The 24,059-nt window shown below is 63.8% G+C and carries 27 protein-coding genes, 1 tRNA gene and 2 pseudogenes; 10 read left to right on the top strand and 20 right to left on the bottom strand.

Translation table 11 applies throughout. The features are described 5' to 3' along the window. Positions 1-7: 7 nt before the first annotated feature. The 3 genes from NKI79_RS08205 to NKI79_RS08215 all read right to left on the bottom strand — a co-directional run bounded on the left by NKI79_RS08205 (position 8) and on the right by NKI79_RS08215 (position 2,258). A complete protein-coding gene (locus tag NKI79_RS08205) occupies positions 8-358 on the bottom strand; it encodes a hypothetical protein (protein WP_352800905.1) in 351 nt (116 codons plus the stop codon). A gap of 96 nt (positions 359-454) precedes the next feature. After that, positions 455-1,075 carry a nucleoside triphosphate hydrolase gene (locus NKI79_RS08210; protein ID WP_352476977.1) on the bottom strand — a complete coding sequence of 207 codons (621 nt, stop codon included), beginning with the start codon at positions 1,073-1,075 and terminating at the stop codon, positions 455-457. Between the two features lie 76 nt (positions 1,076-1,151). Beyond that, positions 1,152-2,258: a hypothetical protein gene (locus NKI79_RS08215; RefSeq protein WP_352800907.1), complete on the bottom strand. Its 1,107-nt coding sequence runs from the start codon at positions 2,256-2,258 to the stop codon at positions 1,152-1,154. 220 nt (positions 2,259-2,478) lie between these two features. Between NKI79_RS08215 and NKI79_RS08220 the strand changes: the two genes are divergently transcribed. Further along, positions 2,479-3,372, top strand: coding sequence for a D-alanyl-D-alanine carboxypeptidase family protein (locus NKI79_RS08220; RefSeq protein WP_502909795.1), 894 nt, complete (start codon positions 2,479-2,481; stop codon positions 3,370-3,372). Positions 3,373-3,409: 37 nt separating this feature from the next. On the opposite strand, the gene NKI79_RS08225 is transcribed toward NKI79_RS08220, so the two are convergent. Continuing rightward, positions 3,410-4,219, bottom strand: coding sequence for an AraC family transcriptional regulator (locus tag NKI79_RS08225; protein WP_352800909.1), 810 nt, complete (start codon positions 4,217-4,219; stop codon positions 3,410-3,412). 285 nt (positions 4,220-4,504) lie between these two features. Between NKI79_RS08225 and NKI79_RS08230 the strand changes: the two genes are divergently transcribed. The 5 genes from NKI79_RS08230 (at position 4,505) to NKI79_RS08250 (ending at position 7,680) form a co-directional block, all read left to right on the top strand. Continuing rightward, a complete protein-coding gene (locus tag NKI79_RS08230; protein WP_352800911.1) occupies positions 4,505-5,425 on the top strand; it encodes a zinc-binding dehydrogenase in 921 nt (306 codons plus the stop codon). A 162-nt stretch (positions 5,426-5,587) separates the two neighbouring features. Further along, positions 5,588-5,664: transfer RNA gene (locus tag NKI79_RS08235), tRNA-Arg, on the top strand. Between the two features lie 260 nt (positions 5,665-5,924). Further along, positions 5,925-6,914 (top strand): DUF2332 domain-containing protein, encoded by a 990-nt coding sequence (locus NKI79_RS08240; RefSeq protein ID WP_352800913.1) that lies wholly within the window; start codon positions 5,925-5,927, stop codon positions 6,912-6,914. 289 nt (positions 6,915-7,203) lie between these two features. Next, positions 7,204-7,413: a hypothetical protein gene (locus NKI79_RS08245; RefSeq protein ID WP_352800915.1), complete on the top strand. Its 210-nt coding sequence runs from the start codon at positions 7,204-7,206 to the stop codon at positions 7,411-7,413. Between the two features lie 33 nt (positions 7,414-7,446). Then, positions 7,447-7,680 carry a hypothetical protein gene (locus NKI79_RS08250; protein ID WP_352800917.1) on the top strand — a complete coding sequence of 78 codons (234 nt, stop codon included), beginning with the start codon at positions 7,447-7,449 and terminating at the stop codon, positions 7,678-7,680. A 108-nt stretch (positions 7,681-7,788) separates the two neighbouring features. Here NKI79_RS08250 and NKI79_RS08255 read toward each other — a convergent pair whose 3' ends face one another. After that, positions 7,789-8,097, bottom strand: a complete 309-nt coding sequence (locus NKI79_RS08255) for a hypothetical protein (protein WP_352477109.1) — start codon at positions 8,095-8,097, stop codon at positions 7,789-7,791. A 74-nt stretch (positions 8,098-8,171) separates the two neighbouring features. Then, a complete protein-coding gene (locus NKI79_RS08260) occupies positions 8,172-8,690 on the bottom strand; it encodes a metallophosphoesterase (RefSeq protein WP_352800919.1) in 519 nt (172 codons plus the stop codon). A 253-nt stretch (positions 8,691-8,943) separates the two neighbouring features. On the opposite strand from NKI79_RS08260, the gene NKI79_RS08265 reads away from it, so the two are divergent. Both NKI79_RS08265 and NKI79_RS08270 read left to right on the top strand, forming a co-directional pair. Continuing rightward, positions 8,944-9,273 carry a hypothetical protein gene (locus NKI79_RS08265; RefSeq protein WP_352800921.1) on the top strand — a complete coding sequence of 110 codons (330 nt, stop codon included), beginning with the start codon at positions 8,944-8,946 and terminating at the stop codon, positions 9,271-9,273. A 94-nt stretch (positions 9,274-9,367) separates the two neighbouring features. Continuing rightward, entirely contained in the window at positions 9,368-9,916 is a 549-nt protein-coding gene (locus NKI79_RS08270) for a DNA-3-methyladenine glycosylase (RefSeq protein ID WP_352800923.1), read from the top strand. Positions 9,917-9,949: 33 nt separating this feature from the next. On the opposite strand, the gene NKI79_RS08275 is transcribed toward NKI79_RS08270, so the two are convergent. Beyond that, positions 9,950-10,216, bottom strand: coding sequence for a DUF3606 domain-containing protein (locus tag NKI79_RS08275; protein ID WP_352476970.1), 267 nt, complete (start codon positions 10,214-10,216; stop codon positions 9,950-9,952). 214 nt (positions 10,217-10,430) lie between these two features. Here NKI79_RS08275 and NKI79_RS08280 point away from each other — a divergent pair, with 214 nt between their 5' ends. Together NKI79_RS08280 and NKI79_RS08285 are read left to right on the top strand one after the other, a co-directional pair. Continuing rightward, entirely contained in the window at positions 10,431-10,880 is a 450-nt protein-coding gene (locus tag NKI79_RS08280; RefSeq protein ID WP_352800926.1) for an EF-hand domain-containing protein, read from the top strand. Positions 10,881-11,051: 171 nt separating this feature from the next. Beyond that, positions 11,052-11,393, top strand: a complete 342-nt coding sequence (locus NKI79_RS08285) for an antibiotic biosynthesis monooxygenase family protein (protein ID WP_352800928.1) — start codon at positions 11,052-11,054, stop codon at positions 11,391-11,393. 25 nt (positions 11,394-11,418) lie between these two features. On the opposite strand, the gene NKI79_RS08290 is transcribed toward NKI79_RS08285, so the two are convergent. From NKI79_RS08290 to NKI79_RS08350, 13 genes and pseudogenes are all read right to left on the bottom strand, one after another. Further along, positions 11,419-12,252, bottom strand: coding sequence for an SMP-30/gluconolactonase/LRE family protein (locus tag NKI79_RS08290; RefSeq protein ID WP_352800930.1), 834 nt, complete (start codon positions 12,250-12,252; stop codon positions 11,419-11,421). Between the two features lie 13 nt (positions 12,253-12,265). Further along, positions 12,266-14,041: a CoA-transferase gene (locus NKI79_RS08295; protein WP_352800932.1), complete on the bottom strand. Its 1,776-nt coding sequence runs from the start codon at positions 14,039-14,041 to the stop codon at positions 12,266-12,268. Next, positions 14,038-14,823: an enoyl-CoA hydratase/isomerase family protein gene (locus NKI79_RS08300; protein WP_352800934.1), complete on the bottom strand. Its 786-nt coding sequence runs from the start codon at positions 14,821-14,823 to the stop codon at positions 14,038-14,040. The genes NKI79_RS08295 and NKI79_RS08300 overlap by 4 nt, the downstream gene beginning before the upstream one ends. A 2-nt stretch (positions 14,824-14,825) precedes the next feature. Further along, positions 14,826-16,031 (bottom strand): CaiB/BaiF CoA transferase family protein, encoded by a 1,206-nt coding sequence (locus tag NKI79_RS08305; RefSeq protein WP_352800936.1) that lies wholly within the window; start codon positions 16,029-16,031, stop codon positions 14,826-14,828. A gap of 17 nt (positions 16,032-16,048) precedes the next feature. Beyond that, positions 16,049-16,834 carry an SDR family NAD(P)-dependent oxidoreductase gene (locus NKI79_RS08310; RefSeq protein WP_352800938.1) on the bottom strand — a complete coding sequence of 262 codons (786 nt, stop codon included), beginning with the start codon at positions 16,832-16,834 and terminating at the stop codon, positions 16,049-16,051. Between the two features lies 1 nt (position 16,835). Continuing rightward, positions 16,836-17,831 carry an ABC transporter permease gene (locus NKI79_RS08315; RefSeq protein WP_352800940.1) on the bottom strand — a complete coding sequence of 332 codons (996 nt, stop codon included), beginning with the start codon at positions 17,829-17,831 and terminating at the stop codon, positions 16,836-16,838. A gap of 30 nt (positions 17,832-17,861) precedes the next feature. Continuing rightward, positions 17,862-18,134, bottom strand: a complete 273-nt coding sequence (locus NKI79_RS08320; RefSeq protein ID WP_352801102.1) for a hypothetical protein — start codon at positions 18,132-18,134, stop codon at positions 17,862-17,864. Then, positions 18,135-18,257 (bottom strand): annotated as a pseudogene (locus NKI79_RS08325) (hypothetical protein); the annotation flags it as partial. It lies immediately after the preceding gene. Between the two features lie 134 nt (positions 18,258-18,391). After that, positions 18,392-19,393, bottom strand: a pseudogene (locus NKI79_RS08330) (sugar ABC transporter ATP-binding protein); the annotation flags it as partial. Next, the gene (locus NKI79_RS08335) at positions 19,383-20,366 is read right to left on the bottom strand and encodes an ABC transporter permease (RefSeq protein WP_352800942.1); all 984 of its coding nucleotides are present in this window, start codon (positions 20,364-20,366) and stop codon (positions 19,383-19,385) included. The pseudogene NKI79_RS08330 and the gene NKI79_RS08335, both read right to left, overlap by 11 nt. Positions 20,367-20,504: 138 nt before the next feature. Further along, complete coding sequence (locus tag NKI79_RS08340) at positions 20,505-21,536, bottom strand: sugar ABC transporter substrate-binding protein (RefSeq protein ID WP_352800944.1); 1,032 nt, start codon at positions 21,534-21,536, stop codon at positions 20,505-20,507. Positions 21,537-21,559: 23 nt separating this feature from the next. After that, the gene (locus tag NKI79_RS08345) at positions 21,560-22,411 is read right to left on the bottom strand and encodes an IclR family transcriptional regulator (RefSeq protein ID WP_352800946.1); all 852 of its coding nucleotides are present in this window, start codon (positions 22,409-22,411) and stop codon (positions 21,560-21,562) included. Then, positions 22,411-23,553: an extracellular solute-binding protein gene (locus tag NKI79_RS08350; protein ID WP_352800948.1), complete on the bottom strand. Its 1,143-nt coding sequence runs from the start codon at positions 23,551-23,553 to the stop codon at positions 22,411-22,413. Before NKI79_RS08350 ends, NKI79_RS08345 begins: the two co-directional genes overlap by 1 nt. Positions 23,554-24,059: the final 506 nt, after the last annotated feature.

Here is a 24,059-nt window from a genome sequence, read left to right on the forward strand (position 1 = left end):
GCCCCGGCTATTTTGCCTTGGTCCGGGATTTCGAGCCGCTCTTGCCGACTACGGAAGCGGCAAGCGAGGCCGCACCTTTGGCGGTCGCAAGCACGGCACCGGCGGCGACATTGGCCGTTGCCTTAACGGTGCGCATTGCGCTGCCGGCGATCGATCCTCTGCTGCTTGCCGACCTTTTGGCCTTGGGTGCAGCGGCTTTGGCCGCGGCAGGCATCACCTTTTTCGGCGCCGCCTTGCCAAAGCTGGGCTTTGCCGCATCCTTGGAATGGGCCGCCCCTGCCGGGCCGGCGCTGGTTTTCGCTCGAGTGATTTTTGATCGTGTTACCTTGCCCTTGGCGGGCGCAGGCTTTCTTGCCATGGTTTCCATCGAACCGTTCCCTCATGCGGCACAATTGCCGTGTCCGGGATAACGGCCTGAAAGTGTTAAGGTTCCGGCCGAACAGTCCTTACCAGATCAGGCCTGTCCACCGACCACCAGGTCGGCGGGCCGCCGACGGGCAAGCACGCGATCGATGTTCGGCATGTCGTTGGAAGCAATCCAGGCGCGCGCGTCCTCGTCGGACCGGCCGTGCTCGTGCCATCGCTCGAGCAGTCGGCGCTCGAGCTCGGCGCGCGGCACGTCGACGAAGATGGAGTAGTCGAACAGCGGCGCCAGCCGCGTCCATGGCTCTTCGTCGAGCAGCAGGTAATTGCCTTCGACCAGGATGAATTTGGTCTCGGCAGCGATGATCGCAGCGGCGGCGCGCGACAGCTCCATGCTGCGGTCGAACACCGGGATGGCGATATCCGGCTCGCCAGCGCGGATGCGCTTCAGCAGCGCTTCGAAGCCGGCAAAATCAAAGGTTTCCGGGGCACCTTTTCGCTGGCGAAGGCCGCGCCGCTCGAGCACGACGTCATCGTAGTGGAACCCGTCCATCGGCACGACTTCCGCCGTGCCTTCCGGCAGCAGGTCATGCAAGCCTGCCGACAATGTCGACTTGCCGGCGCCGGGCGGACCCGCAATTGCAACAATGAAGCGCGGCGCCTTGCCGGCGCGCTTGAAAATGGTAGCGGCGAGATGGGCGATCTCAGACATTGGCATCCGTTAAGATGATTCTGGCGCATTTTGGCGGCAGTTTTCGAAAATTTCAAACGCGGCTTGTGCCAGGCCTTCAATCGGGCCTGGACTGGCTGATCCGCAGGAAATCGCTGTCGAAGCCGATGTCGCGCTCGGCACCGTCAGCCGCCAGGATGCGCATGCGGCCCGGCGAGGTCGTGACGTCGCGCGGCGGCTCGCCGGATGGCCATGGCAGTGCGCCGATGACATGGCGGAACGAAAAGCGGCGCCCTTCAGCAAGGGCAAAGGCGGTCGCCACGCCTTCGCGCTTCAGCCAGTTGTCGCCGAGCGATGCGGCGTGGCCGACGGCCGTGCGGCCGTCCTCGATGCCGAGCACGCCGCGGTGGCGGCCGCTCCATGGCGCGTAATCGCGCCCGCCATTGCTGACCCACAGCATGGTGACCGGCAGTTCGGCCGGGTTCTTCAGCACCAGCACGAGGTCGGCTTCCGCCTGGCGCGCCAGCGCGGTCCAGCCCGGTCCGCCATGGTCGGCCTCGACCAGCGTGACGAAGTCCTCACGCAGCTGGTCCATGCGATAGCCGGTCAGGTCGATCGTGCCGCCGTCGGCGGCGGGAAAGCGCGTCAGGTCGGTGCTGCGCGCCGGGTAGGCGAGCAAAGAGCGGCCGCGGGCCGGATCGGGCTCCGGCGGCTCGTTCGGCGTCGCGGCAAGGCGCTTCGGCGAGAACGCCAGCCTGCCGCCGGCCTTCATCACCGTCATCGGATGGTGGGCGACCGGAATGGCGCCGGCGCCGCCGGAAAAGACGTGTTCCTGATAGAGAAAGGGATGATCGTCGCGCACGATCAGGATCTTGTCGACGGTTGCGCCCATAACCGGGCGCTGCAGGCGGAAGACGGCGCGCCAGCCATCGGCCGTTGCCGCGCTGTCGACGACGTCCCAGCGACTGTTGGCCGGCCAGCCATGCAAAGGTGCCGCTTCGACGTCGCTGACCGAGAACGGCGCGCACAGGAAATCGCCGGACAGGTGGACCGTACCTTCAGGCAGGTCTTTCGGCAGCGTCTCGCGCGGCTCGCCGACCCAGGGTGCGCGATGCAGCGGCTTAAGCCGGCAGCCATCGATATCGATCGCCACATAGGCGAGATGGCCGACGGCAAGATCGACCGATACCGAAATGCCTTTTGCCGTGATCGTGACCGTATCCATGTGCACCTACCGATTCTGCCGGCGCCAACAAAGCCCACTCGCCGCCGGTTGCGCAAGCGTGGTGGCCGGCAATTCTCATCAGACGGCTCGGCACAGCGGCCACGTGGGCCTGTGGACAGGGCACCAACCCAGGCCCCGACCGATATTAACCAAATGGACTGTGCCTTTGCGGTAAGATAGCTTCGCCTCGTCTCGGAAACAGCCTGCCTTCGGAACCGACTTGTCCGCCTTGCGCTTCTTTTCGCTCATTCACAATTACGCCGCGGTGCTGGCGCTGCTGCTGTTTGCCGCTGGCTGCACGACGGTGACGCCGCCCGACAGCGTGCTGGCCGTGCCGGCGCCGCCGCAGAAATATGCCGCGATGGTCATCGACGCCGGCACAGGCAAGACGCTGTTCGAGGTCAATTCCACGGCGCCACGCTATCCGGCGTCACTGACCAAGATGATGACGCTCTACCTTCTTTTCGAGGCGCTGGAGTCGGGGCGGATCAGCAAGGAGACGCAAATTCCGGTGTCGGACTACGCCGCGCGGCAGCCGCCGACCAAGCTGCGGTTCAGGCCCGGCGAGACGATCGACGTCGATTCGGCGATCCGCGCCATCGTCGTCAAATCGGCCAATGATGTGGCGGTCGCCGTTGCCGAATATCTCGGCGGCAGCGAAGAGGCGTTCGCCGGCATGATGACCGCCAAGGCGCGCCAGATCGGCATGAGCAGCACCGTCTTCCGCAACGCCTCGGGCCTGCCGGATGGCGACCAGCACACCACGGCGCGTGACATGGCGGTGCTCGGTATGGCGCTGCACACCCGCTTCCCGCAGCATTTCCACTATTTCTCCGACAGCGACTTCATGTTCCGCGGCAGGCTGGTGCGCGGCCACAACGACATGCTCGGCCGGGTGCGCGGCGTCGACGGCATCAAGACCGGCTACATCAGAGCTTCGGGTTTCAACATCGTTACCTCCTATAATGCGGACGGGCACAGGCTGATCATCGTGGTGATGGGCGCCGACAGCGCGCGCCAGCGCAACGACCACGTCGAGGCGCTGATCCAGCGCAGCCTGTCGACGGCGACGGCGAATGCGACGACGCGGCTGCTGTATGCCGAGCAGCAGTGAGGGTTGACGTCCGGGTGGGCGGCGGATCGGGGGCTCATCAGGCGACAAACGCAGAACCGCCGTTTTGCGCGACACTGCTGAGATACTTTGCCGGTGGCTTGCCAAGCGCTTTCTTGAACATGGTGATGAAGGCGGTGACCGATTCGTAACCGAGATCGGCCGAAACCTGCTGCACGCTGGCGCCGGAGGCCAGCTCGCGCATCGCGACGATCAAGTGCAATTGCTGGCGCCAGCGTCCGAAGGTCAGCCCTGTCTCCTTGACCACGAGACGTGCGAGACTGCTCTCGCTGAGCGCGACGCGATTGGCCCATTCCGCCAGGGTGCTGCGGTCGGCAGCATCTTCCGCCAGCGCCGCGGCGATGCGCCTCAAGCGCGGCTCGGACGAGATCGGCAAATGTAGCTGCTGGACAGGCATGCGCGGCAGTTCGGTGAGCAGTACCCTGGTCAGGAGCTCGCCCCTCCTATCATCGTCCTCACCGCGATCCGCCAGCTCGATGATGAGCTCGCGCAGCAACGGCGAGATCGAAAGCGTGCAGCACCGGTCCGGCAGATCGGCAGCTCCCGGTTCGATATAGACGAAAAAAATCCGGGCATTGGCGGTCGCGACGTTGCTGTGCTGCATGCCACCCGGAATCCACACCCCGCAATGAGGCGGCACCATCCACAGGCCGCTGGGAACGCGACATGTGACGCCACCGCCCAGCGCGAAGACGAGTTGCGCCTTGCGGTGGCGATGGTCCGGCACCTCCGCCTTGGTCTCGGGAACGTCGACGCGCACGGCAATTGCCGGTGCAAGGACGTCATCGGGATCGAAATTCGGCCAGGGGTAGCGAAGCGGCTGTCTCATTTTGACTGGTTTTAGCGATCATGTGACATGATAGCTAAATTATTCCATCGGCAAAGTCGATAAGCTCCGACCCGGAATGAGTCAGGAGCCTGCAAAAGCGATGAGAAAGATTGTTCAGACGCGCGGCGGTGGTACTGAAAGACCGGGCGGTGGATCGCATCGTCAGCGGCCATCGGAGACGGCGACGGCTTGGCGGCCCGTTGCCTCGACGTGCGGCTGGGCTCCGAGACCCTCCGTCCCGCGCCTGTCCCGCCAAGCCGGGCACGTCCGAGGAGCCATGACGCCATGCTCGCTTTAATCACCTCTCTCGACAGCGCCACAGGGTTGAGGCTCGCCGAGCTTGGCGAGCCCGAGCCCGCCCCGCACGAGGCGCTGGTCTCGGTCAGGGCTGTCTCGCTGAACCGCGGCGAACTGCGCCTGCTCAACATCCGCCGGAACGGCTGGGTGCCTGGCCAGGACGTCGCCGGAATTGTCGAGCGCGCCGCGGCCGATGGCTCCGGGCCGGCCGTCGGCGCCCGCGTTGCGGCTCTGGTCGACGAGGCCGGGTGGGCCGAAAATGTTGCCGTTCCAACCGATCACCTCGCCGTCCTGCCGGACGACGTCAGCTTCGTTGCCGCCGCCACTGTCCCCGTCGCAGGCACGACCGCGCTGCGGACCCTGCGCCTTGGCGGCGAGCTGGTCGGCCAGCGGGTCCTGATTACCGGCGCAAGCGGCGCGGTCGGCCGTTTCCAGGTCCAGCTCGCCCGCCGGCAGGGCGCGTCGGTGACGGCGGTCGCCGCCTCCCGGCATGCCGCGGATCTCCGCAACCTGGGCGCCGAGCGGGTCGTCGAAACGATCGAGCTGGCCGAAGGACTGTTCTCGCTGATCACCGAGTCGGTCGGCGGCGATAGCCTCGCACACGCGATCGAAAGGGTGGCGCCTGGTGGGACCGTCGTCATGTTCGGCTCGAGCAGCGGCGAACTCACGCCCATCGGCTTCCGCCAGTTCGTTCCAGGTCATGAGGGCGCGCGGCTTCAGACCTTCGCCTACTACACGTCCGGTCCGGACCGTGGCGCGGACATCGCCTCGCTGCTCGCGCTGATCGCAGCCGGCCGGCTCGAAACGCGCGTGGTCCTGACCGTGCCGTGGCGGGACGTCGGCCAGGCCCTCGACGCGCTGCGGCAGCGCAGCATCAGCGGCAAGGCGGTGCTTACCGTGACCGCATGAGCAGCCGCGGCCGCCGGACGGGACAGATATCTATCCCAGGGGCCGCTACGGCAACGAGAGTCCGTCCGCGATTGCCCGTTGAAGCCGGCGCCTGCTTCCGCTAAGAAGCCGTGGCTGGCCGGTTTACCGGCTGGTTCGTTTTCCGGATCGCCGATCCTGAAAGCACCCGTAGCTCAGCTGGATAGAGCGCTGCCCTCCGAAGGCAGAGGTCACAGGTTCGAATCCTGTCGGGTGCGCCAATTCTCAGAGGGTCCATTCTGGACACATGGGTTGCGGTTTATACCGGAGACATGGTGGACCGTACCCATAAGGGTGAGACACCAATTAGGGACTGTTCCCCAAATTTTGGATTGCGCACAGCCTCCTAGCGCAACGGTTAGGTAGGCGACCGCGGGAAGTCCGCGGAGGGTCAAGCTTGTGCAAAAACGCCGGGCCTGGCTCCAATAAAATCCGTGGATCATGTACTGTGGTGAGACGTCGGGACCGAGGATCAGCGGATATGGACGAGGAGGGCTTGGCCGAGATCTCAGCCCGATATATTCGCTTCGCCGATACGGAAGCTCGCGGTCGCTCGCCGCTCTACGAGGAGTTGGCTCGGGCAGTCGCTGGGGATCGGGAGGCGCTCGGTTTCCTGTCGATCCTTCCGGACCTAAAGCGGCAACCGAACCTTCTACTTGCAGCGGTGCGTCACCTGTTCGGCACGCCGACAGGGTGGACCGAGTTTCGCCAGGCGCTTCAGGCTAATCCCGACGCTATCCGCTCGCTCATGCTCGAGCGCTCAACGCAAACCAACGAGCCGGGAAGGTGCGCCACCCTGCTCCCCGTCCTGGCTCGGTTGCCGCAGCCGCTGGCGCTCATCGAGGTCGGGACCTCCGCAGGGCTATGCCTCATGCCCGACCTCTACGGCTATGACTATGGACGCACGGTGATCCGCGCACCCGCGATGGCCTTGGAGCCGCCTGTCTTCCGATGCTTCGCCAGCGAAACAACGCCATTGCCGACGGCCTTGCCGCAAGTCGTCTGGCGGGCGGGATTGGACCTGAGCCCGATAGATGCTTCGGATGACTCGCAAGTCGCATGGCTTGAGACACTGGTCTGGCCGGAACAGACAGCACGGCTCGCCAATCTGCGGGCGGCCCTGAAGATCGCTGCCACAGTCAAGCCTCGGGTGGTGAAGGGCGACCTGCGCGGGAGCGACCTCGTGCAACTCTGCAACGAAGCGCCAAACGACGCTACACTCGTCATCTTTCACACAGCCGTCCTCGACTATGTCTCCGACCCTGGTGACAGAGAAGCTTTCGCCGAGCAGGCGATGCGTCTCTCGCCTTATTGGGTATCGAACGAGTTCCCTCGCGTCTTCCCGTCCATCGCCACACGCGCCGGAACAAGCTGGCCGCCCGGCCGCTTCCTCCTATCTGCGAACGGTTCCCCTGTAGCCTGGACTGACCCGCATGGCGCCTCGCTCGAATGGATCGCGGACGCGGCGTAGGCTATAGGTGGTGGATTACCGTCCTTGGCCAGAGGCGCCATCAGTTCTCAGCTTTATTTAGGCTCGTTTCGACTGCTCGCGTCTCGAATTCATTGGAAGCGACCTCTCCGACCTGCCTTGTGGCCGCCTCTACCGGACGGCTGAGAACGAGAACGGCGCGCTGAGGCCTACGAAGACCGCTGCACAGTCGGGAACCACAGCTATCGACAAGCCGTTTACGCTGCAAACCCGCCTGGCGATCCTCAGAGGCCGGGCCGAGTTCTCCGAGATCACAAATTGGAGATTGATCATGACAAGCGCTGCCGACGGCGATCCGCGCCACCACACGCAGAAGATGCAGAAGAAATTGGAGGAGGTGAAACAGCACCTTCGCGAGGACATCGAGAAGGTCGATGAGCCGCAGCTGAAGGCGATGTTCGAGACGTCCGCCGAGGTGATCGGCGGTCTCCAGAAAGCGTTCCAGGACTATGAACAAAAGAATGAACCCGCTTGGCGTTGAACGACTTCTTCGTGACCCCGAAGGGAGCGCCCCGTGCCCGCACCGCCCGAAATGGATGTCGTTCTCGAAAAGCTGCCGTTGAGGATCGGCGCCTACATACCTGACGACCTGCTGGAGGACTGGTTTGCGCCAGGAACGGGCATGAACCCGGTCAGCAAGGAGGCGCTTGCGGCCGCCAAGAATTACGGTTGGCGCTTCGAATGCGACTTCAAGCACTACCCCGAACGCAAGGAGGGCGTGTTCTGGAAGTGGGTGCCGGCGATCTGACCGTGCTGGACGGCTCTGCGTTTCACGGAAACGCAGAGCCGGTCTATCTTTTTTTGACGCAATTCCGGACGGAAACCGTTTCACACTTTTCCTGGAATTGCTCTGGCCTCAGCCTATCGGCGTCGTCACCTTGCCGGTTCCGCCGCATTCGGGGCAGGTCCGGCCGTCGATCATGCCTGACCCTGCACAGCGGCGGCAAATGTTCTCGCCAGCGCCGGGGACGCCTGCCGGAACCTCGTCCATGTTGGTTTGAGCGGCTTGCCGGGGCTTGCCCTGCAGCTTGTTTCTCAACCGGGCGACCCAGCCTTCGTCGACCTCGAGCGGCCTGCTGCTATCGTCCGGCAGGCCTTCGCCGGATTGGCCGATGGTTTCATTGCGCGGCCGGTCGTTCGCGCCTGTCGTGATCTTTTGAGCCATTGCCGTTGCCTTTACGCCTTGCAATTTTTCGAACGCCTCAGCTGCGCAGAGGTTCCGGTTGCGGCCAGCCGCCTTCAGCCGGGTTTTGCCCGCGCCGGCCGGCGGCCGCGGCTGGCGAGGATGGTGGGAAGCGTGACCGGACGAAAATCCCAGCTGTCGACACCGACGTCATACTGGCGTGTGACCGGAGTGAGCCGGCCGTGCGAATGGCCATGCAGGTCGATCGACCTCCTGCCGATCTGGTTCCAGGTGCGAAAAGGATAGTGGCAAAGGATCAGCAGGCTGCCGTCCAGCGTCAGCTCCTTGTAGTGTTGCGTGCTCGCCCAACCCGTCGCGTCAATGGTGGCCGCAGCATCGTTGTTGCCGATGATCAAGTGCTTGCTGCCATGAAGAGACGACAGCAGCGACGACACGAAGGACGCCGAGCCCTTGGCAAAATCGCCGAGGTGCCAGACCTCGTCGTCCGGGCCGACAGTCTCGTTCCAGAACGCAATGAGCGCCCGATCATGCTCCGCCAGCGAGCCGAACGGGCGGCGATCGATGCGCAAAATGCGCGGGTCGCTGAAATGCGTGTCGGCGGTGAAGTAGATCATGCGCGCTCGCGGGGGCCCGTTGTCGAACTGCCGCGCATGTAGGCGCGTGGCGCACCAAGTCCATCTTGCTCCCCCCAATGCTTGCTCAACCCGCTCGATCGCCGGTTGTTCCTGTAAACAGGCCTAGGCGGCTTCCGCTTGGTGGAACTTTAAGAAGGGGGAACTTTAAGAAGGGGAACTTTGAAACGTGGGAACTTTGAAATGAGACGCTGGTTAGAATGCTTGAGGCCGATGCTCTGAAAGGACCTCGACGATGACCGACGCAGCACCTGTTGGGCGAAGCCCGGCTCAAGCGCGGGGCGATATCGACGCCGGGCGCGGAGGGGATAAGACACCGGGGATCGACCCAGCCGCGGCTCCCATGGAAACGGACGCGGAATCGGCCGGCAGCGTTCCGGCAAAGGATCGGTCTGCGCCTCATGAAAAGCCGGAGTTCACCAACCAGGCGAGCTATGCCAATGCGATGCGTCCGCTGAAGGATGAGCCCAACGTCCAACCGAGCAGATATGGGCCGGTGCTGGTGATTGCCGCCATCGTCGTGCTGGCCGCTGCGGTTTTCATCGGCGCAGCCATGCTGCGCTGAATATCGCAGATCCGAGAGCAGTGGCTGGACATTTTGCTTCCGGTCCGGGAACTTGCTGACGCGCCAGGTTGAGGCGCGATCAGTCCGGTGCACGTTGACCACGAACCACCAATTCTTTGCCCGAGACGCCACCACCGTGGCGCGCGACATGATTGGCACGACGCTGCTTTTGCACGGCGTTGGCGGCATCATCGTCGAGACCGAGGCCTATCGCCCCGATGACCCGGCTTCGCATGCTTTCGGTGGCAGGACGGTGCGCAATGGCGCAATGTTCGGCACCCCAGGCAGCGCGTATGTCTATCGCTCCTATGGCCTGCACTGGTGCCTCAATGCCGTGTGCCTGCCCGGCAGTGCCGTGCTCATCCGCGCAATCGAACCGCAATCCGGGCTGGAGGTTATGCGGGCCAATCGCGGCGTTGACGACCCCCGGCTGCTTTGCTCGGGACCCGGTCGTCTTTGCCAGGCGCTGGCAATCGACAAATTCCATGACGGGCTGCCACTGGACGTGCCGCCATTCGAATTCAGGCAGCCGGGCGATGCCAGCGCCATTCTTACAGGCCGCCGGATCGGCATTTCCAAGGCTATCGATGCCGAGTGGCGGTTCGGCCTGCGCGGCTCGGATTATCTGAGCCGCAAATTCTGACGCCTGCGGCAGCGGCAGAGCAGCTGCCTGGCATCACTCGTCGGGTTTGCCGAGATGCATGGGTGTCGCCTGCTGGCGGGCTTCCCTGGTCACCTCGTCGGCTCCGGCAGGTGAAATCCCCCGCAACGCCTTCGCGGCTTCGACCAGGCGGCCGCGATCATTGCCGAAGCTCTTGATCAGCTGACGGACCTGGTCGGCGGTGATGCCGTTCTGCTGGGCAAAATACTCGACTTCACGGTCGTCTTCCGCCGAAACGCGATCGCGGTCGCGGAAATCCCGCTTGCTCTTATCGTCGGCCATTTTTTCCTCCTGGTGGAGCTTCGCATCAACGGCAACGTGGGCAAGCGGCTTTCGTTGCCGCGACCGGGCGGACTTTTGCGCCGCCGAGCAGACTTACCAGGAACCATGAGGCGAGCAGCCGGTTTGGCTTGGATGCAGCAGCCACCAATTCATACCGATGGAGATTACGATGACGCTCGCAAGCAAAACCACTGTAGTTGCCGCGGCTCTGGCTATGTTGGCCGCGCCGGCATTCGGCCAGACGAGCCCGCCCGCGCCCGCAGCTCCGGCGCCCGGAATGAGCGGGCAGAGCCAGGATGCCATGCGCGATATGATGCGCCAGATGATGACCGAGATGCTGGAGGAGAGAATGCAAGAGGATCGCGCGCCCCGGGCGGAACGGCGCGGTCGCGACCGCTGGCATCATGACTACAGGATGGGCCCGCCTGACCGAGATTGGGAGACGGGAGGCCGCGGTGGCATGGGACGCGGGATGCATGGCGCGAGGATGCGAATGATGTTCGCCATAGTCGATGCGGACGGCGATGGCGCGCTTTCCCAGACCGAAGTCCAGGATTTCGTCGGGCGGATATTCAACGCCGTCGATGAGGACGGTGACGGCAGCGTCGACATGCAGGAAATCCGGTCCTTCTTTCACGGAGGCGGCGCCGAGGATCAGGAGTAAGTCTCCCACCGGTCGGCAAGGAGGCCAATCCGGGCAGCGCCACCTACGTCGGCCGGGAAGATGAAAACCGCCGCTGGCAACGGGATACCAGGCTGTCAGCCGGGGAGATCCGTTCCTTGGCTGGCATTCGAACGCCGGCGGACCAATCAGACCAGCAGGGATTCGTTGGCCATGACAGAGAAAATTACGGAGAAAACTCCGACCATCGCCCGTATCTGGCGCGGCAGAACCGTGCCTGAAAAGGCGGATGCCTACGAGAGTTACAATTACGAAGCCGGCATCAAGCCGCTGATCGAGAAGGCCCTGGGCGTGCAGACCTTTCGCGAGGACACGCCCACCCATTCGGAATTCGTGACGATCTCCTATTGGGAAAATGTCGAGGCGATGGCGGCATTCACCGGTGGCGATCCGACAAAAATCCATCATCTGGAGCGGGACGAAGAGTTCCTGATCGAGCTGCCGTCGCGGGTGCAGGTGCTGCGCATCCGCACCAGTCACGGTCGCCTGCAATAGCCCTGGTGAGCGCCGCCCGCCTGATCTAGGAAATCGCCGTCAGGTCGATCTCGGTAATGTGCCAGCGGCCGAGATTTGCGGTGTAGAGCTTATCGCCCTTGAAGGCGATGTTGGTGGGATGGGCGAGCGTGGTTGCCGCCGGATCCTCGATCAGCACCTCGAGCCCGCTATCTTGTCGCCAGCGATAGATGCGGCTCGGCTCGTAGCACGAGATGAACAGCGAACCGTCCGGCGCCACGGCGACGCCATCGGGGACGTTGTTCACGCCGTCCACGACGAGCTGGCGAGGTCCTGCCGTGCCGTCGGCACGGATCGGCACATAGCTGACGCAGGCCGCGTGGCTTTCCACGACGTAAAGCCCATTGCCATCCGGCGCCAACGCCATGCCGTTGGCGAAGGCCATGGCCTCGCGGCACCACAGGCCGCCTTCGCCGGTCTTCAGATCATAGCGGAAGATACCGGAACGGTTGTCTTCGCCGAGGCTATCGGAGACATAGAGCCAGCCGCGCGCCTCGTCGACGATCGGATAATTCGGCACGCGGATGCCGGCCGAAGCGAAGCGTTGCATCTCGGCCACCGCGGCATCCCAGCGAAAGACCGCCGCATGTCTGAGATCGCAAGCAAAGCAGTTGCCTGCGTTATCGAAGGCGATGCCAAGCAGAAAGCCTTCCGTGCCACCCATACGTTCGACCGAGCTGCCATCGGCGGCCAGCCGCAGCAGGTCGCCGGTTTCGGTGCCGCACCAGATCGAGCCGTCGCGATGGATGGCCACGCCTTCAGGATGCGCGACGCGCGGGCTGGTGAAGATGCCGTCGAAGAAGACCTTCGCGGCCGACATTTCGAGCAACGGCTTTGCCATGCGCCGCCCCTCTTCAGCGTTTTTCGATATGCGATTGCTGCGCGGCAATACAGCGCTCGACCATCAGCCGGTCGGCGGCGAGGATCTCGGCGATCAGCGCGCCACGCTCCTTGGCGCTGACGAATTCCAGTCGCCGCAGGCCGAGCGGGTCGATCCGGTTTCGCAGGACATCGAGCGTTTCGTTCGCGGGCAGCGGAACGTCGCGGCAATCGGCATCGAATATCACAGCAAATCCGGTGGCATCTTGGATCTGCTGCCGCGTCACGCCCGGCATGGTCTCGATGACGGCCAGTTGCCGGCTCTCCCGGTCGAGCCGAAACACGCAAAGGTCGGTGAACACTAGCGCCGCCCCGGTCCGATAGCCCATCGGCTCGCGTTCGGCCTGCGTCAACAGTCCGCGCGCCGAGCTGGCGATCTCGACCGCATCGACCAGCGACTGCACGGAATGGCGGGGGACGTACAGCAGATAATCGCGGTGCATGTTGGCGACATCGGCCATGCCGCCTTGCCCGGGCAGCCGGATGGCGCTGCCATCGCGTTTGCGCAGCGCAATGGTGTTGACGCGGCCGCGTCGATCGACCTGCGCGGCACCGACGATCTCATGCGTCACTGCGCCGGCCTGGTAGTAGGTCGAATAGGTGTCGTCGCCGCCGGCATGCGCCACCGCCGTTTCGCAATCGAGGCTTTCGATCAGCGACAGGATCATCGGGCTCGGCGCGATGTCGAGATGGCCGCAACTCATGGTGGCGATGATCATGTCCGGCGCGTGCGTCGCTTTGGCCAGCCGATAGGCGACATTGGCCAGCGGCGATACCGCGCCGGCACTGGCAAAGCTCTCATTGTCGAGTTCGGCGGCGATGCGGGCGGCGATGATCTCGTCGATGGACGCCTGCTTTTCGCCGTGCACGAGCCCGGGCATGGCGAGGACTGTCTCAGCCCGGACTTTTGCAGCATCTTGAACCCGCTCCGGCACGCCTTCCGAAGGCATGCTCAGGCTGTCCGACAAAGGTATTTCCTTGGCCGCGAACGCCCCCGCCAACGCTTGATAATCCGTCACATAGAAAGGCAGGCAGGAGGCGGGATAGGCGCCGCCCGGCGCCAGCGCTATGGCCGACACCTGATTGCGGGTCAAAATGCTTTGCCGGCCGTCATGCCGCAGCGCCCCGACCGGGACGATTTCCTCAACCGTGACCAGCACCTGGCGCGCCGCGCCGGCCATGGCGAAATCCAGCGCCCGCGGCCCGATGATCTGGATATTGCCGCTCTCGTCGGCGCGCTGGCCATGGACGACGAACGTGTCGAGCCGCAAGGCCGGGATGAACCCGATCTCGGTTCTGGCAATGGGATCGGGCACCGCGATCGCGCCCGGCACACGCGCCAGCATGTCCGAGCCCTCCGGAAGCTGAAACGGCATCGACGGCAGGTTCTGCTGCGCCGCCCGCAGCGCCTGGATCATGGCCAGCGCCGTCCAGTCGCGGACCGGCACGGCATTGGTCTCGGCGGCCGCGCGGAAGCGCGGCGGCAAGCCAAAAATGTCGAGGCTGGAAAAGCAGATGTCGATCTCCGCCACGGCATCCGCTTCGAGGAGCAGTTCGAGCGGCAGGCCGCCGGCCCAGCAGACATAGCGTAGGCCCTTGACGCCCGAGCGGGCGATGGCGCGCAGCAGGGCGATCGGCAGCCGGGCAAAATGATGCCCGCCGACGCCGAAGACATCGCCGCCGCCGACCCTCGCCGCCAGGCTCTCGACATCGGTGAAGCGCGGCCGGTTCGGCTTGACCAGGGATGTCATTGCCCAGCCTTCGCCCGCGCGGCACTTTTTTCGGCAAACGCCTTCACCCGCTGCTGGCCGGTCTCGCTACGATAAAGCCGGCCCAATACGTCGCGCTCCATGGCAAGGCCTTCCGCCAAGTCGCCCGACACGGCGTGCGCTGTCAGCGCCTTCAATGCCTCGATCGCGGCAGCCGGTTCGGCGGCTATCATGCCGGCGAGTTCCAGCGCCCGCGGCATCAGCTTTTCGGCGTCGACGACCTCGTTGACCAGCCCGGCGGCGACGAGCTTGGAAGCCGGCACGATGGCGCCGGTCATCAGCAAAAGGTTGGCGCGGTTGCGGCCGAGCTTTTGGACGCTGCGCTGCGTGCCGCCGCCGCCGGGGACCAGCCCTAGCTTGATCTCGGGCAGGCCGAGCTTCGCGAACTGGTTGGCGATGACGATGTCGCAACACAGCACCAGCTCCATGCCGCCGCCGAGCGCAAAACCATTGACCGCGGCGATGACCGGCTTGCGGTTCTGCTCGATCGCCGCATACATGCGCGTGCCGGCAGTCTGGAAGACGTCGAACTCGGCAGCTGTCTGGGCGGCGTATTCCTTGATGTCGGCGCCGGCCATGAAGCCGCGCCCCTCGCCGGTCACCACGATCGCGCCGACCCCGTCATTCCGCGACAGCACCTCGAAAACATCAGTGATCTCGCTTTGCATCAGCCGGTTCATGGCGTTGAGCTGATCGGCGCGCCGGAAGGTGACGACTGCGACGCGCCCGGATATTTCCAAGCTGAGTGTCTGGTAAACGCTCATCGTCAGACAGCATCCACGGTCATGTCGCCGGAGGCCTCAAGTGCTGCAATCTCGCCGCTGGAGAGGCCGAACTCGGCCAGTATCTCGCGGCCATGCTGGCCGACCAGCGGCGCCGGCCGCTCTATGGTAGGCGGCGTCTCGCTCATCTTGACCGCCGGTGCGACCACCCTGACCTTACCGCCGCGCGGATGGTCGTAGCTGGTGATCATGCCCAAGTGCTTGACCTGCGGGTCCTCGGCTGCGCGCCTTATGTCCTTCACCTCGGCACACCAGATGTCGGCTGCCAGCAGCCGCGCCAGCAGGTCCTGCGTGGCAAACTTCCTAGTTTCGGCGTTGACCTTGTCGAACACCTCGTCGCGCTTGTCGAACAGCGTCTTGAGATCGTCATAGACAGCAAGCTGCGGCGCCTCCAGCACTTCATACAGCGTCTTGAACGGGCTCATGGCGATGGACACATAGCCGCCGTCCTTCGCTTCGTAGATGCCGAACGGTGCCTGCATGCCGGGGTGGCCGATGCCTGAATTCGGACGCACGAAATCCTCGCCGAGATTGAGCACGGCGACATATTCCTGATTGAGGTGCGCCAGCATCCCGGCCAGCAGATTGACCTCGATCTTTTGGCCCTTGCCGGTCTTCTCGCGATAGTAGAGCGCCGACAATATGCCGTAGACCATGTTCATGGCGCCGATCTGGTCGGCGAGGCCGGCACCGGCCGGAACAGGAGCCTGATCGCCGCGGCCGGTGTTGGAGATCAGCCCGGACAGCCCCTGGATCAGCATGTCCTGGCCGGGACGCTCGACATAGGGGCCTTCCTCGCCATAGCCGGAGCCAGAGCAATAGATGATGCCGGCGTTGACCGCCTTGAAATCCTCGTAGCCATAGCCGAGCCTGGCGAGCACGCCGGGGCGGAAATTCTGCACCACCACATCCGCCTTCTTGGCCATGTCCATGATGATGGCATGCACCTTGCGGCTTTTCAGGTTGAGCGCGATAGAGCGCTTGTTGCGGTTCCAGGCGAGGAAATTCGGGCTTTCGGAGCCGCCGACCCATTTGGCGAAGAAGGTCATGCCGCGGAACATGTCGCCGGCGCCTGAACGCTCGATCTTGATGACGTCGGCGCCCATGTCGCCGAGCAGCTGCGTGGCGAACGGCCCCTGCAGCAGATGGCTGAAATCGAGGATGCGGACGCCTTCGAGGGCCTTGTTCATTTTTGTCTCATTGGTTGTCAAAGCAGGTCGGGTACGTAGCGGGGTGCGGCGGTGAGGCCGCCGTCGACGCGCAGGTCGGTACCGGTGGTGAAGCCGGCGGCGTCGGAGGCGAGATAGACGGCGGCTTCTGCCACTTCGGACGGTTTGCCGATGCGACCGAGCGGATGCATTTTCACCCAGGCCTTGGCGAGATTGCCGCCGATCTCCTTGACCAGTTTGTCGTTCATCGGCGTGTTGATGGTTCCGGGCGAGATCGAGTTGACGCGAATGTTGAGCGGGCCGAACTCGACCGCCATCTGACGCGTCATCGCCATCACCGCACCTTTGGCGCCGGCATAGGCGGTCCAGCCGTCGAGCCCGATATGACCTTGCGCCGAGGCCATGTTGATGATCGAGCCGGATTTCTGCGCGATCATATGCGGCAGCGCATATTTGCAGCCGCGGAACACGCTGGTCAGGTTGACCGCGATCAGCCGGTGCCACTGCTCGTCGGTCATCTCATGGACCGGCATGCCGCCGATGGCGATGGCGGCATTGTTGACCAGAATGTCGAGATGACCGGTCTTGCCGACGGCGCCGTCTATCAGGGCGGCGATGTCGGCCTCCTCTGCCACGTCGCAATGGATGTAGTCGGCGCGGTGGCCGGCGGCGCGCAGCTCGGCTGCGAATTTTTCGCCCTTCTCATCATCGATGTCGCCGAGGAAGACGTGCGCGCCCTCACGCGCCATTGCCTCGCTGATCGCATGGCCGATGCCGTCGGCGGCGCCGGTGACGATTGCGGTTTTCCCTTTGAGACGATCCATGTCAGACTCCAATGGCGCGCCGGCGCTTCGCTTCGTCGAAAGCGACGGCGGCAATGATGATCATGCCGGTAATGACCAATTGCCATTCGGTCGGCAGGCCGAGACCACGCAGCCCGTTGGACAGAAACTGCAGGATCAGCACGCCGAGCGCCATGCCGGTCAGGCTGCCGATGCCGCCGGCAAGGCTCACCCCGCCGAGCACGGTGGCGGCGACGACCTGGAACTCGAAATTCAGCCCGGCCGTATGCTGCGCCGAGCCGACGCGGGCGGCCAGGATAGTGCCGGCTACCGTTGCCAGCAGCGCGCTGATGATGAAGCAGATGAACTTGACACGGCGCACGTCGTAGCCTGCCAGCCGTGCCACTTCCGGATTGCCGCCGACGGCATAGATCTGCCGTCCGAACGGCCGGTGCTGCATCACGTAGGCGAAGACGGCGAGCAGAACGATGGCAATGACAGCCGAATAGGGAACGACGTTGAACAGGCGACCGTCCGACAGCGCGATGAAGCTGTCGAGCGCTGCATCGTCGGGGATGGCGCGCTGGCCGGTGTAGAGGTAGACACCGCCGCGCATGATGAACATCGTGCCCAGGGTCACGATCAGCGAGTTGATGCCGACATAGGCCGTCAGATAACCATTCACAACGCCGATGATCAGCCCGAACAGCAACGCGCCGCTGATGCCGAGCACAAGCGAGTTGGTGTCGTTCATGATGATGATCAGCGGCAGCGCGATCGTCGCCAGCAGCGACCCGATCGAGATGTCGACCTCGCCGGAGATGAAGACGATGGCGCAGCCGATGCCGGCTGTCAGCGCTAGCGAAGCCTGACCGAGCACATTGGTGATGTTGCGCACGGAGAAGAAATTCTCGGCGGTGAAGGAAAAGAACGCGATCACCAGGATGAGGCAGAGGAGCAATGCCACTTCCTGCCGTGCGACGAGCCGCGCCAGCATGGACGGCCCAGATTTCGTGGTGTCGGTGCTTGCCAGGCTCATCGCTTGGTCCCTTTGCGAAGCGTCATCGTCTTAGCCGATCGCCGCATTGAGGATGTTCTCCTGCGTGGCCTCGTCGCGGGACATGATCGCGGTGAGGCGGCCTTCGCAGATCACCGCGATTCGGTCGGCAAGCCCCAGCAGCTCGGGCATTTCGGACGTCATCATGACGACCGCCAGGCCTTCGCCGGCGAGCCGGTCGATGAGCGCAAAAATCTCCGACTTGGCGCCGACGTCGATGCCGCGGGTCGGTTCGTCGACGACGATCACCTTGAGACCGCGCATCAGCCAGCGCGAGATCAGCACTTTCTGCTGATTGCCGCCCGACAGGTTCTTGACCTGCTGGAACAAGCTCGGCGTCCTGATGCGGAAACGGTCGACATAGTCCTGCACCGCTTTGCGTTCGCTTGCCTTATCGACGAAGCCCATCCTGGCGAAGGCACGGAGCGAGGCGAGGCTGGCATTCTGGTAACCGGCAGCTCGCCCATCAGCCCTTCGCTCTTGCGGTCTTCGGTGAGCAGGCCGATGCCGAGCCGGACGCCGGTGTGCGTGTCGTGCGGCAGCAGCGGGCTGCCATCGACCGAAATCGTGCCGGAGGTGATCGGATCGAAGCCGACAATCGCCTTGGCGAGCTCGGTTCGGCCCGCTCCCATCAAGCCGAAGAAGCCGAGGATTTCGCCGGCATGCGCCTCGAACGACACGTCCTTCAGCTTCTTCGCCGTGCTAAGTCCTTGCACGGAAAGGGCGACCTTGCTGGCTGGTGCACCGCGCTTGCGCGGGAACAGGTTTTCGATGCGCCGACCGATCATGTCCTGGATCAGCGTATCGTTGGTGTGCTCGCCGATCGGCCTGGTCGAGACGTGGCGGCCGTCGCGCAGCACGGTCACGGTATCGGCGATCTCGAAGACCTCGTCGAGCTTGTGGCTGACATAGAGCACGGCGATGCCGAGCGCGGCCAGCCGGCGAATGACGGTGAACAGCAGCGAGACCTCGTTCGGCGTCAGCGAGGAGGTCGGCTCGTCCATCACCACGACGCGTGCTTCATGGGCGAGTGCGCGGGCGATCTCGACCATCTGCTGCTGGCTGACCGGCAGCGATCCCGTGCGCGCCGCCGGGTCGACGTTGAAGCCGATACGCCTGAACAGAGCGGCCGCATCGGCACGGATCTTCTTCCAGTCGATCGAGCCGCCTTTGCCGGTCGGATAGCCTTCGAGGAAGATGTTCTCGGCGACGCTGAATTCGGCGATCAGCGCGATCTCCTGGAACACCACCTTGATGCCCTCTTTCAGGCTGTCGCGCGGCGACTTGATGTCGGCCTCGCGGCCGCGCAGGCGGATGGTGCCGGCATCCTTGCCGTAGACCCCGGCCATGATCTTGATCAGCGTCGACTTGCCGGCGCCGTTCTCGCCCATCAGTGCATGGATCTTACCGGGTTCCAGGGTCAGATCGACGTTATCCAGCGCCACCACGCCGGGAAAGCGCTTGCCGATGCCGCGCATCTCCAGCGCCGGCACGCTTTTATCGACAGCCACGGTTTCGGCGGGGTGAAGGAAATCAACCGACATTGGTTCTGTTCCGCACGATGTCGAGATAGCTCGCCAGGATGATGACGATGCCGGGCACCACCATCTGCAGATCCTGGTTCCAGCCGAGAATGATGATGCCGTTGTCGATGACCTTCAGCACCAGCACGCCAAGCAACGTGCCAAGCAGCGAGCCGCGGCCGCCAAGCAGGCTGGTGCCGCCGAGGATGACCGCGGCAATAACCGTCAGCTCGAAGCCGCGGCCGGCGGTCGGCTGGCCGGCATTCATCAGCGACGACAGGATCATGCCGGCAATGCCGACGCAGAGGCCGGTGACGACGAAGGCGAAGAGTTTTAAGCGTTGCGAGCGCACGCCGGAGAGACGAACCGCGCGCTCGTTGGCGCCGACAGCGTAGAGATAACGGCCGAGCGTGGTGAAGCGCAGCGTTGCCGCGGCCAGCGCGAAAATCACCGCGGCAACGACCACGGGCAGCGGGATCGCGCCGATATAGCCGGCGCCGAGCTCGGTGAAACCGGCAAGTCGGTGGTGGTTCTGCACCGCCTCGCGGGTGAACAGATAGACGCCGCCCTGCAGCATCATCATGGTGCCGATGGTGGCGATCAGCGAGTTCACCTTGAGCATGGTGACGACCAGCCCGTTGAACAGACCGACCGCGCCTGAAAAGGCGAGTGCCGCCAGCAGGCCGAGCGTCAGGCTGTGTGTTGAATTGAGCACGGCCATGCCGATACAGCCGACAAAAGCCAGCGATGCACCGACCGACAGGTCGACTTCCGCGGTGACGATCAGCATCGTCATGCCGGAGGCAACGATCAGCACCAGCGCGCATTGGCGCAGGATGGCGATGATGTTGGCCTCGGAATAGAATTGCGGCGCCGCAATCGACATGGCGATGCAGAGCACGGCCAGGATCACGCCGAGCACCAGCTGGCTGCTGCCCAGCAGCTGGCCGCCGATGAAACGCCTTGGCGCAGAGGATTGCGTAAGCTCGCTCATATCCATTTCATTCCGGGCCCGTATCGGTGCCATCGCCGTTCGGAAACCTGCCGGTCAAAACAGGACGATTGACCTGTTTTGCCGTCGGCATCCGATCCGATGCCCTTCCCGCCGTGCGAGAAGGGCTACCCGGAATCCTTACTTCTTCAGATCAGCAGAGGTTTTCATGCATTTTTCCGGTGGCTGGAGTGCATTGACGGCATCCCATTTGATTTTGCGTGTGGTGCCATCGTAGTCGTAGAACTTCTTCCAGTCGTCACCGTTCATCGGCGCGGTCGGGCTGACGATGTGTTCCGGCACCTCTTCGCCGTTGAAGAGCTTAACCGCTGCATCGATGGCGGTGTAGCCTTCCTTTTCCGGGAACATCGCGGCCTCGATCCGGTAGGACGGCTCGTTCTGCATCGCATTGATGAAGGCGAGGCCTTCGCCGCCGGTGCCGACAGTCAACAGGCTATCCTGCGACTTGCCGGCCGCTTTCCAGGCCTGAAGGCCGCCGAGCGAGGAGGAATCGTTGATGCCGTAGATGATGTTGATGTCGGCGTTCTTGGCAAGAGCCGACGACGAGACTTCGAGTGCGCGATCGGGATTGCCGCCGCCGTCGAGGTCGTGGACCATGACCGCGTCGGGGATGATGGTCTTCAGGCCGTCCATGAAACCCTGCGACCGCAGGACGGTGGCGGACAGCAGCGGCAGGCCGACATTCATCACCTTGGCTTTGCCCTCGAGCTTTTCCTTGGCGTATTTGCCGGCTTCGACGCCGGCGGTGTAGCCGGTGTCGTAGTCGCAGATCGCGACCATTGTGGTCATGCCCTTGACTGGATTGCCTTCGAGCACGACCGGAACGTTGTTGGATTTCGCCTGGCGCAGCAGCGGCACGACGCCTTCCTCGTTGACGGGCGTGATGATCAGGACGTCGATGCCCTTGGCCATGAAATCTTCGGCGGCGGAGACCTCCTTGGCGACGTCCAGATTGGCGTCCTGCACCTCGAGCTCGATACCGAGTTCCTTGGCGCGGGCCTGCATACCCTTGATGACGTTCTGATACCACTCATGCGTGGCGTAGTTGGTGACGTAGCCGATGCGCTTCGGCATGTTTTCGGCCTGTGCCGCGGCGGCGCTCAGAGCCAGCACGGCCGCCGACGCAAACAGCATCGATTTGGACCAGTTCATGTTTCTTCTCCCTGTATTTCTTGTCAGTTGCTGAACGGATAGTCCCGCCGTTCCGGGTCGGCACGTGAAGAGGCGGCAGCTTCGCCCGCGCCCAGCGCCGCCGATATCGTCTCGGCCGCCGCCTTAGTCCGTTCAAAGACGGTGCTGCGATCGAAGCGCGCGGCCTTTTGCGGCAGGAACGGGACGGTGAGCGCGGCAATGACCGCGCCGGTATGGTCGCGCACCGGCGTCGAGATGTTGATGCAGCCCTCGACAGCCAGCGAGGCGCGCATTTCATAGCCGAGCCTTGCGACTTCGTTCAGCCGCGCTTCGATTTCCGCCCGGCTGCCTTGGCCTTCGCCTGCAGCGACGATCCGCTCGACGATGCGGTCGCGCTCGGCGCGGCTCGAATGCGCCAGCAGCACCGCGCCGGAACTCGTTTCGAGGATCGGGAAATGCGAGCCAAGGGCAACCGAATAACGCATCGGCAAAGGCGAATCGATCTGCAGCACGACCAGTGCGCTCTCGCCTTCGCGCACGACGAGATGGCAGCTCTGGTCGGCATTGGCGGCCAGGCCGCGCATCACCGGCAGCGCGCATTCGACCAGGCGGTTCACCGGGGGATGCATATGCGCCAGTTCGAACAGCTTCAGCGACAAGCGGAAGCGGTCCGATTGCGTCCGGAAAATGTAGCCGCGCTTCTCCAGCAGCAGCAGGATGCGATAGATCTCGTGAATGGAGCGCCCAATTCCGGTGGCGATCTCGGTCTGGGTCAGCGGCTCGCCGCTGGCAGCCATGAATTCCAGTATGTCGAGCGCCTTCTCCACAGCGGGCACGCGGTAGCCGTTGCGGCCGCTTTCGCCTTCGTCGACGATGTTGGCAATATCGGTGGCCATTACGCGACGCTCCGTTGCGGCTGGCCATGCCTGGTCTCGCGATAGAGCCGGTTCAGCCGGTCCGCGAGCTCCGCCGCCGGCAATTCGCCGGTGATGGCCGCCGCGGCGTGAGGGGCGCATTGGCGGAAGAAGCTGATGAAGCCCGGATGGGTCGGGCGCAGATAGGAAGCTTCGATCGTCGCCAGCGTCGAGGCGAAGAAGCCGCCTGAGAGAGCGTTGACCTCGGCATCCTGCCACGCCGCCAGCGATCCCGGCTGTCCGCCGGATTTCACGTAGTCGCCGCGCTGATAGCCGGGCGAGCACAGAAACAGCGCGTAATCGATGGCTGCCTGCTTGTGTTTCGATTGAGCGCTGACGCCGATGCCGGCACCGCCGAGCAAGGCGCCGGCGGATCGCGGCGTCGGCACGTCGGCGAAGCGCAGATACGGCCTGTCTGCCCTGGAGGCGTAGTTCACATAGCCGAAGGCGAACGGCACGTAGACCACGTCGTTATGCGCGATCATATGATCGTAGCAGCGGATCGGGTTCCATTTCGGCGAGTTCGGGTGCGACAGCGCCGCAAGCTGGCGCAACTGCCCGACGGCCTGCTCGATTTTTTCCCCAGCAATGAACTCGTCGCCGTCTTCGCGGGGCTCACCGAGCGTCAAAAGCAGGCACATGGCGTCAGTCGGCACCAACGGCAGCCCAAGCCATCTGCCGTCCTTCAAGGCGCGCCGGCCGAGCTCCAGCACCTCGTCATGGCTACGCGGCAGCGAACCGTAGCGCTCCAGTAGATCAGGGCGATACGAGGCAACCTGGCAGGCAGCATCGATCGGCAACGCCCATTGGCGCCCGTCCCTCGCGTAGGATTCCCAGGATGCGCCGACCGAATCCCGTTCGAAGCCGCGGCGCTGCTCAGCCGACAAATCGAACGGCACCATCAGCCCGCCTTCGGCAATATCGCCGATGAACGGATGATCGAACACGACAAGATCATAGGCGCCGAGCACCGGACCAAGCGCGCCCTCGCCGAACTCATAGAGGCTGCGGCGGTCCCATTCGATCTCAAGACCGGGACTGGCGGCGCAATACGGCCCGATGCTGGCCTCGAGCGGACCCCAGCAGCGTCGGTGATCCCACGCGAGGCCGCGCAGTCTTGTCATGCCGAAATTCCTCCCAGAGCCGGCCATGCGCCGGCCCAGCCGATTAGTAGCAACTATTTTCACCTACACAAGTAGTTTTTACATACGCAAAGCCGAACTCTCGCTTCCATTTGACAGAAAGCCCCCAGCCGCCCCTGGTTCGCGTCGCGTTGCCGCCCTGCGCTGCAACCAAAGGCTGCGGTGGATCTGGGTTTTTGGGAACTTTCGCGACGAACATTCGTTCGGTTGGCGCAGCCCTCCAGAGCAGCATCACTGGAATCAGCAGCCACGTCGCAGGGAGCGGACTAAATGGACCAACTATGGGCGCGGCCATGAACCGGTTTGCCGCCTTGGCATTCGCCACGTTTCTGGCGATAACTTCGATCTGGGTACTGTTTCTGGTTTCTTAGGGATTTGGTTCTGGTTTTCTTAGGATTTGGCTCTGGTTGCTTGGGATTTGCCGCGGGTTTTTAGGATTTGGAGGGGTTCTCGACAGGTCGACCGCTTAACGATGACATCCGCCGCAT

Source organism: Mesorhizobium sp. M0340 (assembly GCF_040321535.1).
GTDB lineage: Bacteria > Pseudomonadota > Alphaproteobacteria > Rhizobiales > Rhizobiaceae > Mesorhizobium.

Bases quoted from the DNA above. Each gene is read 5' to 3' on its own strand.
- NKI79_RS08205 (WP_352800905.1), bottom strand. From the start codon at position 358: ATGGCAAGAAAGCCTGCGCCCGCCAAGGGCAAGGTAACACGATCAAAA.
- NKI79_RS08210 (WP_352476977.1), bottom strand. From the start codon at position 1,075: ATGTCTGAGATCGCCCATCTCGCCGCTACCATTTTCAAGCGCGCCGGC.
- NKI79_RS08215 (WP_352800907.1), bottom strand. From the start codon at position 2,258: ATGGATACGGTCACGATCACGGCAAAAGGCATTTCGGTATCGGTCGAT.
- NKI79_RS08225 (WP_352800909.1), bottom strand. From the start codon at position 4,219: ATGAGACAGCCGCTTCGCTACCCCTGGCCGAATTTCGATCCCGATGAC.
- NKI79_RS08230 (WP_352800911.1), top strand. From the start codon at position 4,505: ATGCTCGCTTTAATCACCTCTCTCGACAGCGCCACAGGGTTGAGGCTC.
- NKI79_RS08240 (WP_352800913.1), top strand. From the start codon at position 5,925: ATGGACGAGGAGGGCTTGGCCGAGATCTCAGCCCGATATATTCGCTTC.
- NKI79_RS08245 (WP_352800915.1), top strand. From the start codon at position 7,204: ATGACAAGCGCTGCCGACGGCGATCCGCGCCACCACACGCAGAAGATG.
- NKI79_RS08255 (WP_352477109.1), bottom strand. From the start codon at position 8,097: ATGGCTCAAAAGATCACGACAGGCGCGAACGACCGGCCGCGCAATGAA.
- NKI79_RS08260 (WP_352800919.1), bottom strand. From the start codon at position 8,690: ATGATCTACTTCACCGCCGACACGCATTTCAGCGACCCGCGCATTTTG.
- NKI79_RS08265 (WP_352800921.1), top strand. From the start codon at position 8,944: ATGACCGACGCAGCACCTGTTGGGCGAAGCCCGGCTCAAGCGCGGGGC.
- NKI79_RS08275 (WP_352476970.1), bottom strand. From the start codon at position 10,216: ATGGCCGACGATAAGAGCAAGCGGGATTTCCGCGACCGCGATCGCGTT.
- NKI79_RS08280 (WP_352800926.1), top strand. From the start codon at position 10,431: ATGTTGGCCGCGCCGGCATTCGGCCAGACGAGCCCGCCCGCGCCCGCA.
- NKI79_RS08285 (WP_352800928.1), top strand. From the start codon at position 11,052: ATGACAGAGAAAATTACGGAGAAAACTCCGACCATCGCCCGTATCTGG.
- NKI79_RS08290 (WP_352800930.1), bottom strand. From the start codon at position 12,252: ATGGCAAAGCCGTTGCTCGAAATGTCGGCCGCGAAGGTCTTCTTCGAC.
- NKI79_RS08295 (WP_352800932.1), bottom strand. From the start codon at position 14,041: ATGACATCCCTGGTCAAGCCGAACCGGCCGCGCTTCACCGATGTCGAG.
- NKI79_RS08300 (WP_352800934.1), bottom strand. From the start codon at position 14,823: ATGAGCGTTTACCAGACACTCAGCTTGGAAATATCCGGGCGCGTCGCA.
- NKI79_RS08305 (WP_352800936.1), bottom strand. From the start codon at position 16,031: ATGAACAAGGCCCTCGAAGGCGTCCGCATCCTCGATTTCAGCCATCTG.
- NKI79_RS08310 (WP_352800938.1), bottom strand. From the start codon at position 16,834: ATGGATCGTCTCAAAGGGAAAACCGCAATCGTCACCGGCGCCGCCGAC.
- NKI79_RS08315 (WP_352800940.1), bottom strand. From the start codon at position 17,831: ATGAGCCTGGCAAGCACCGACACCACGAAATCTGGGCCGTCCATGCTG.
- NKI79_RS08335 (WP_352800942.1), bottom strand. From the start codon at position 20,366: ATGAGCGAGCTTACGCAATCCTCTGCGCCAAGGCGTTTCATCGGCGGC.
- NKI79_RS08340 (WP_352800944.1), bottom strand. From the start codon at position 21,536: ATGAACTGGTCCAAATCGATGCTGTTTGCGTCGGCGGCCGTGCTGGCT.
- NKI79_RS08345 (WP_352800946.1), bottom strand. From the start codon at position 22,411: ATGGCCACCGATATTGCCAACATCGTCGACGAAGGCGAAAGCGGCCGC.
- NKI79_RS08350 (WP_352800948.1), bottom strand. From the start codon at position 23,553: ATGACAAGACTGCGCGGCCTCGCGTGGGATCACCGACGCTGCTGGGGT.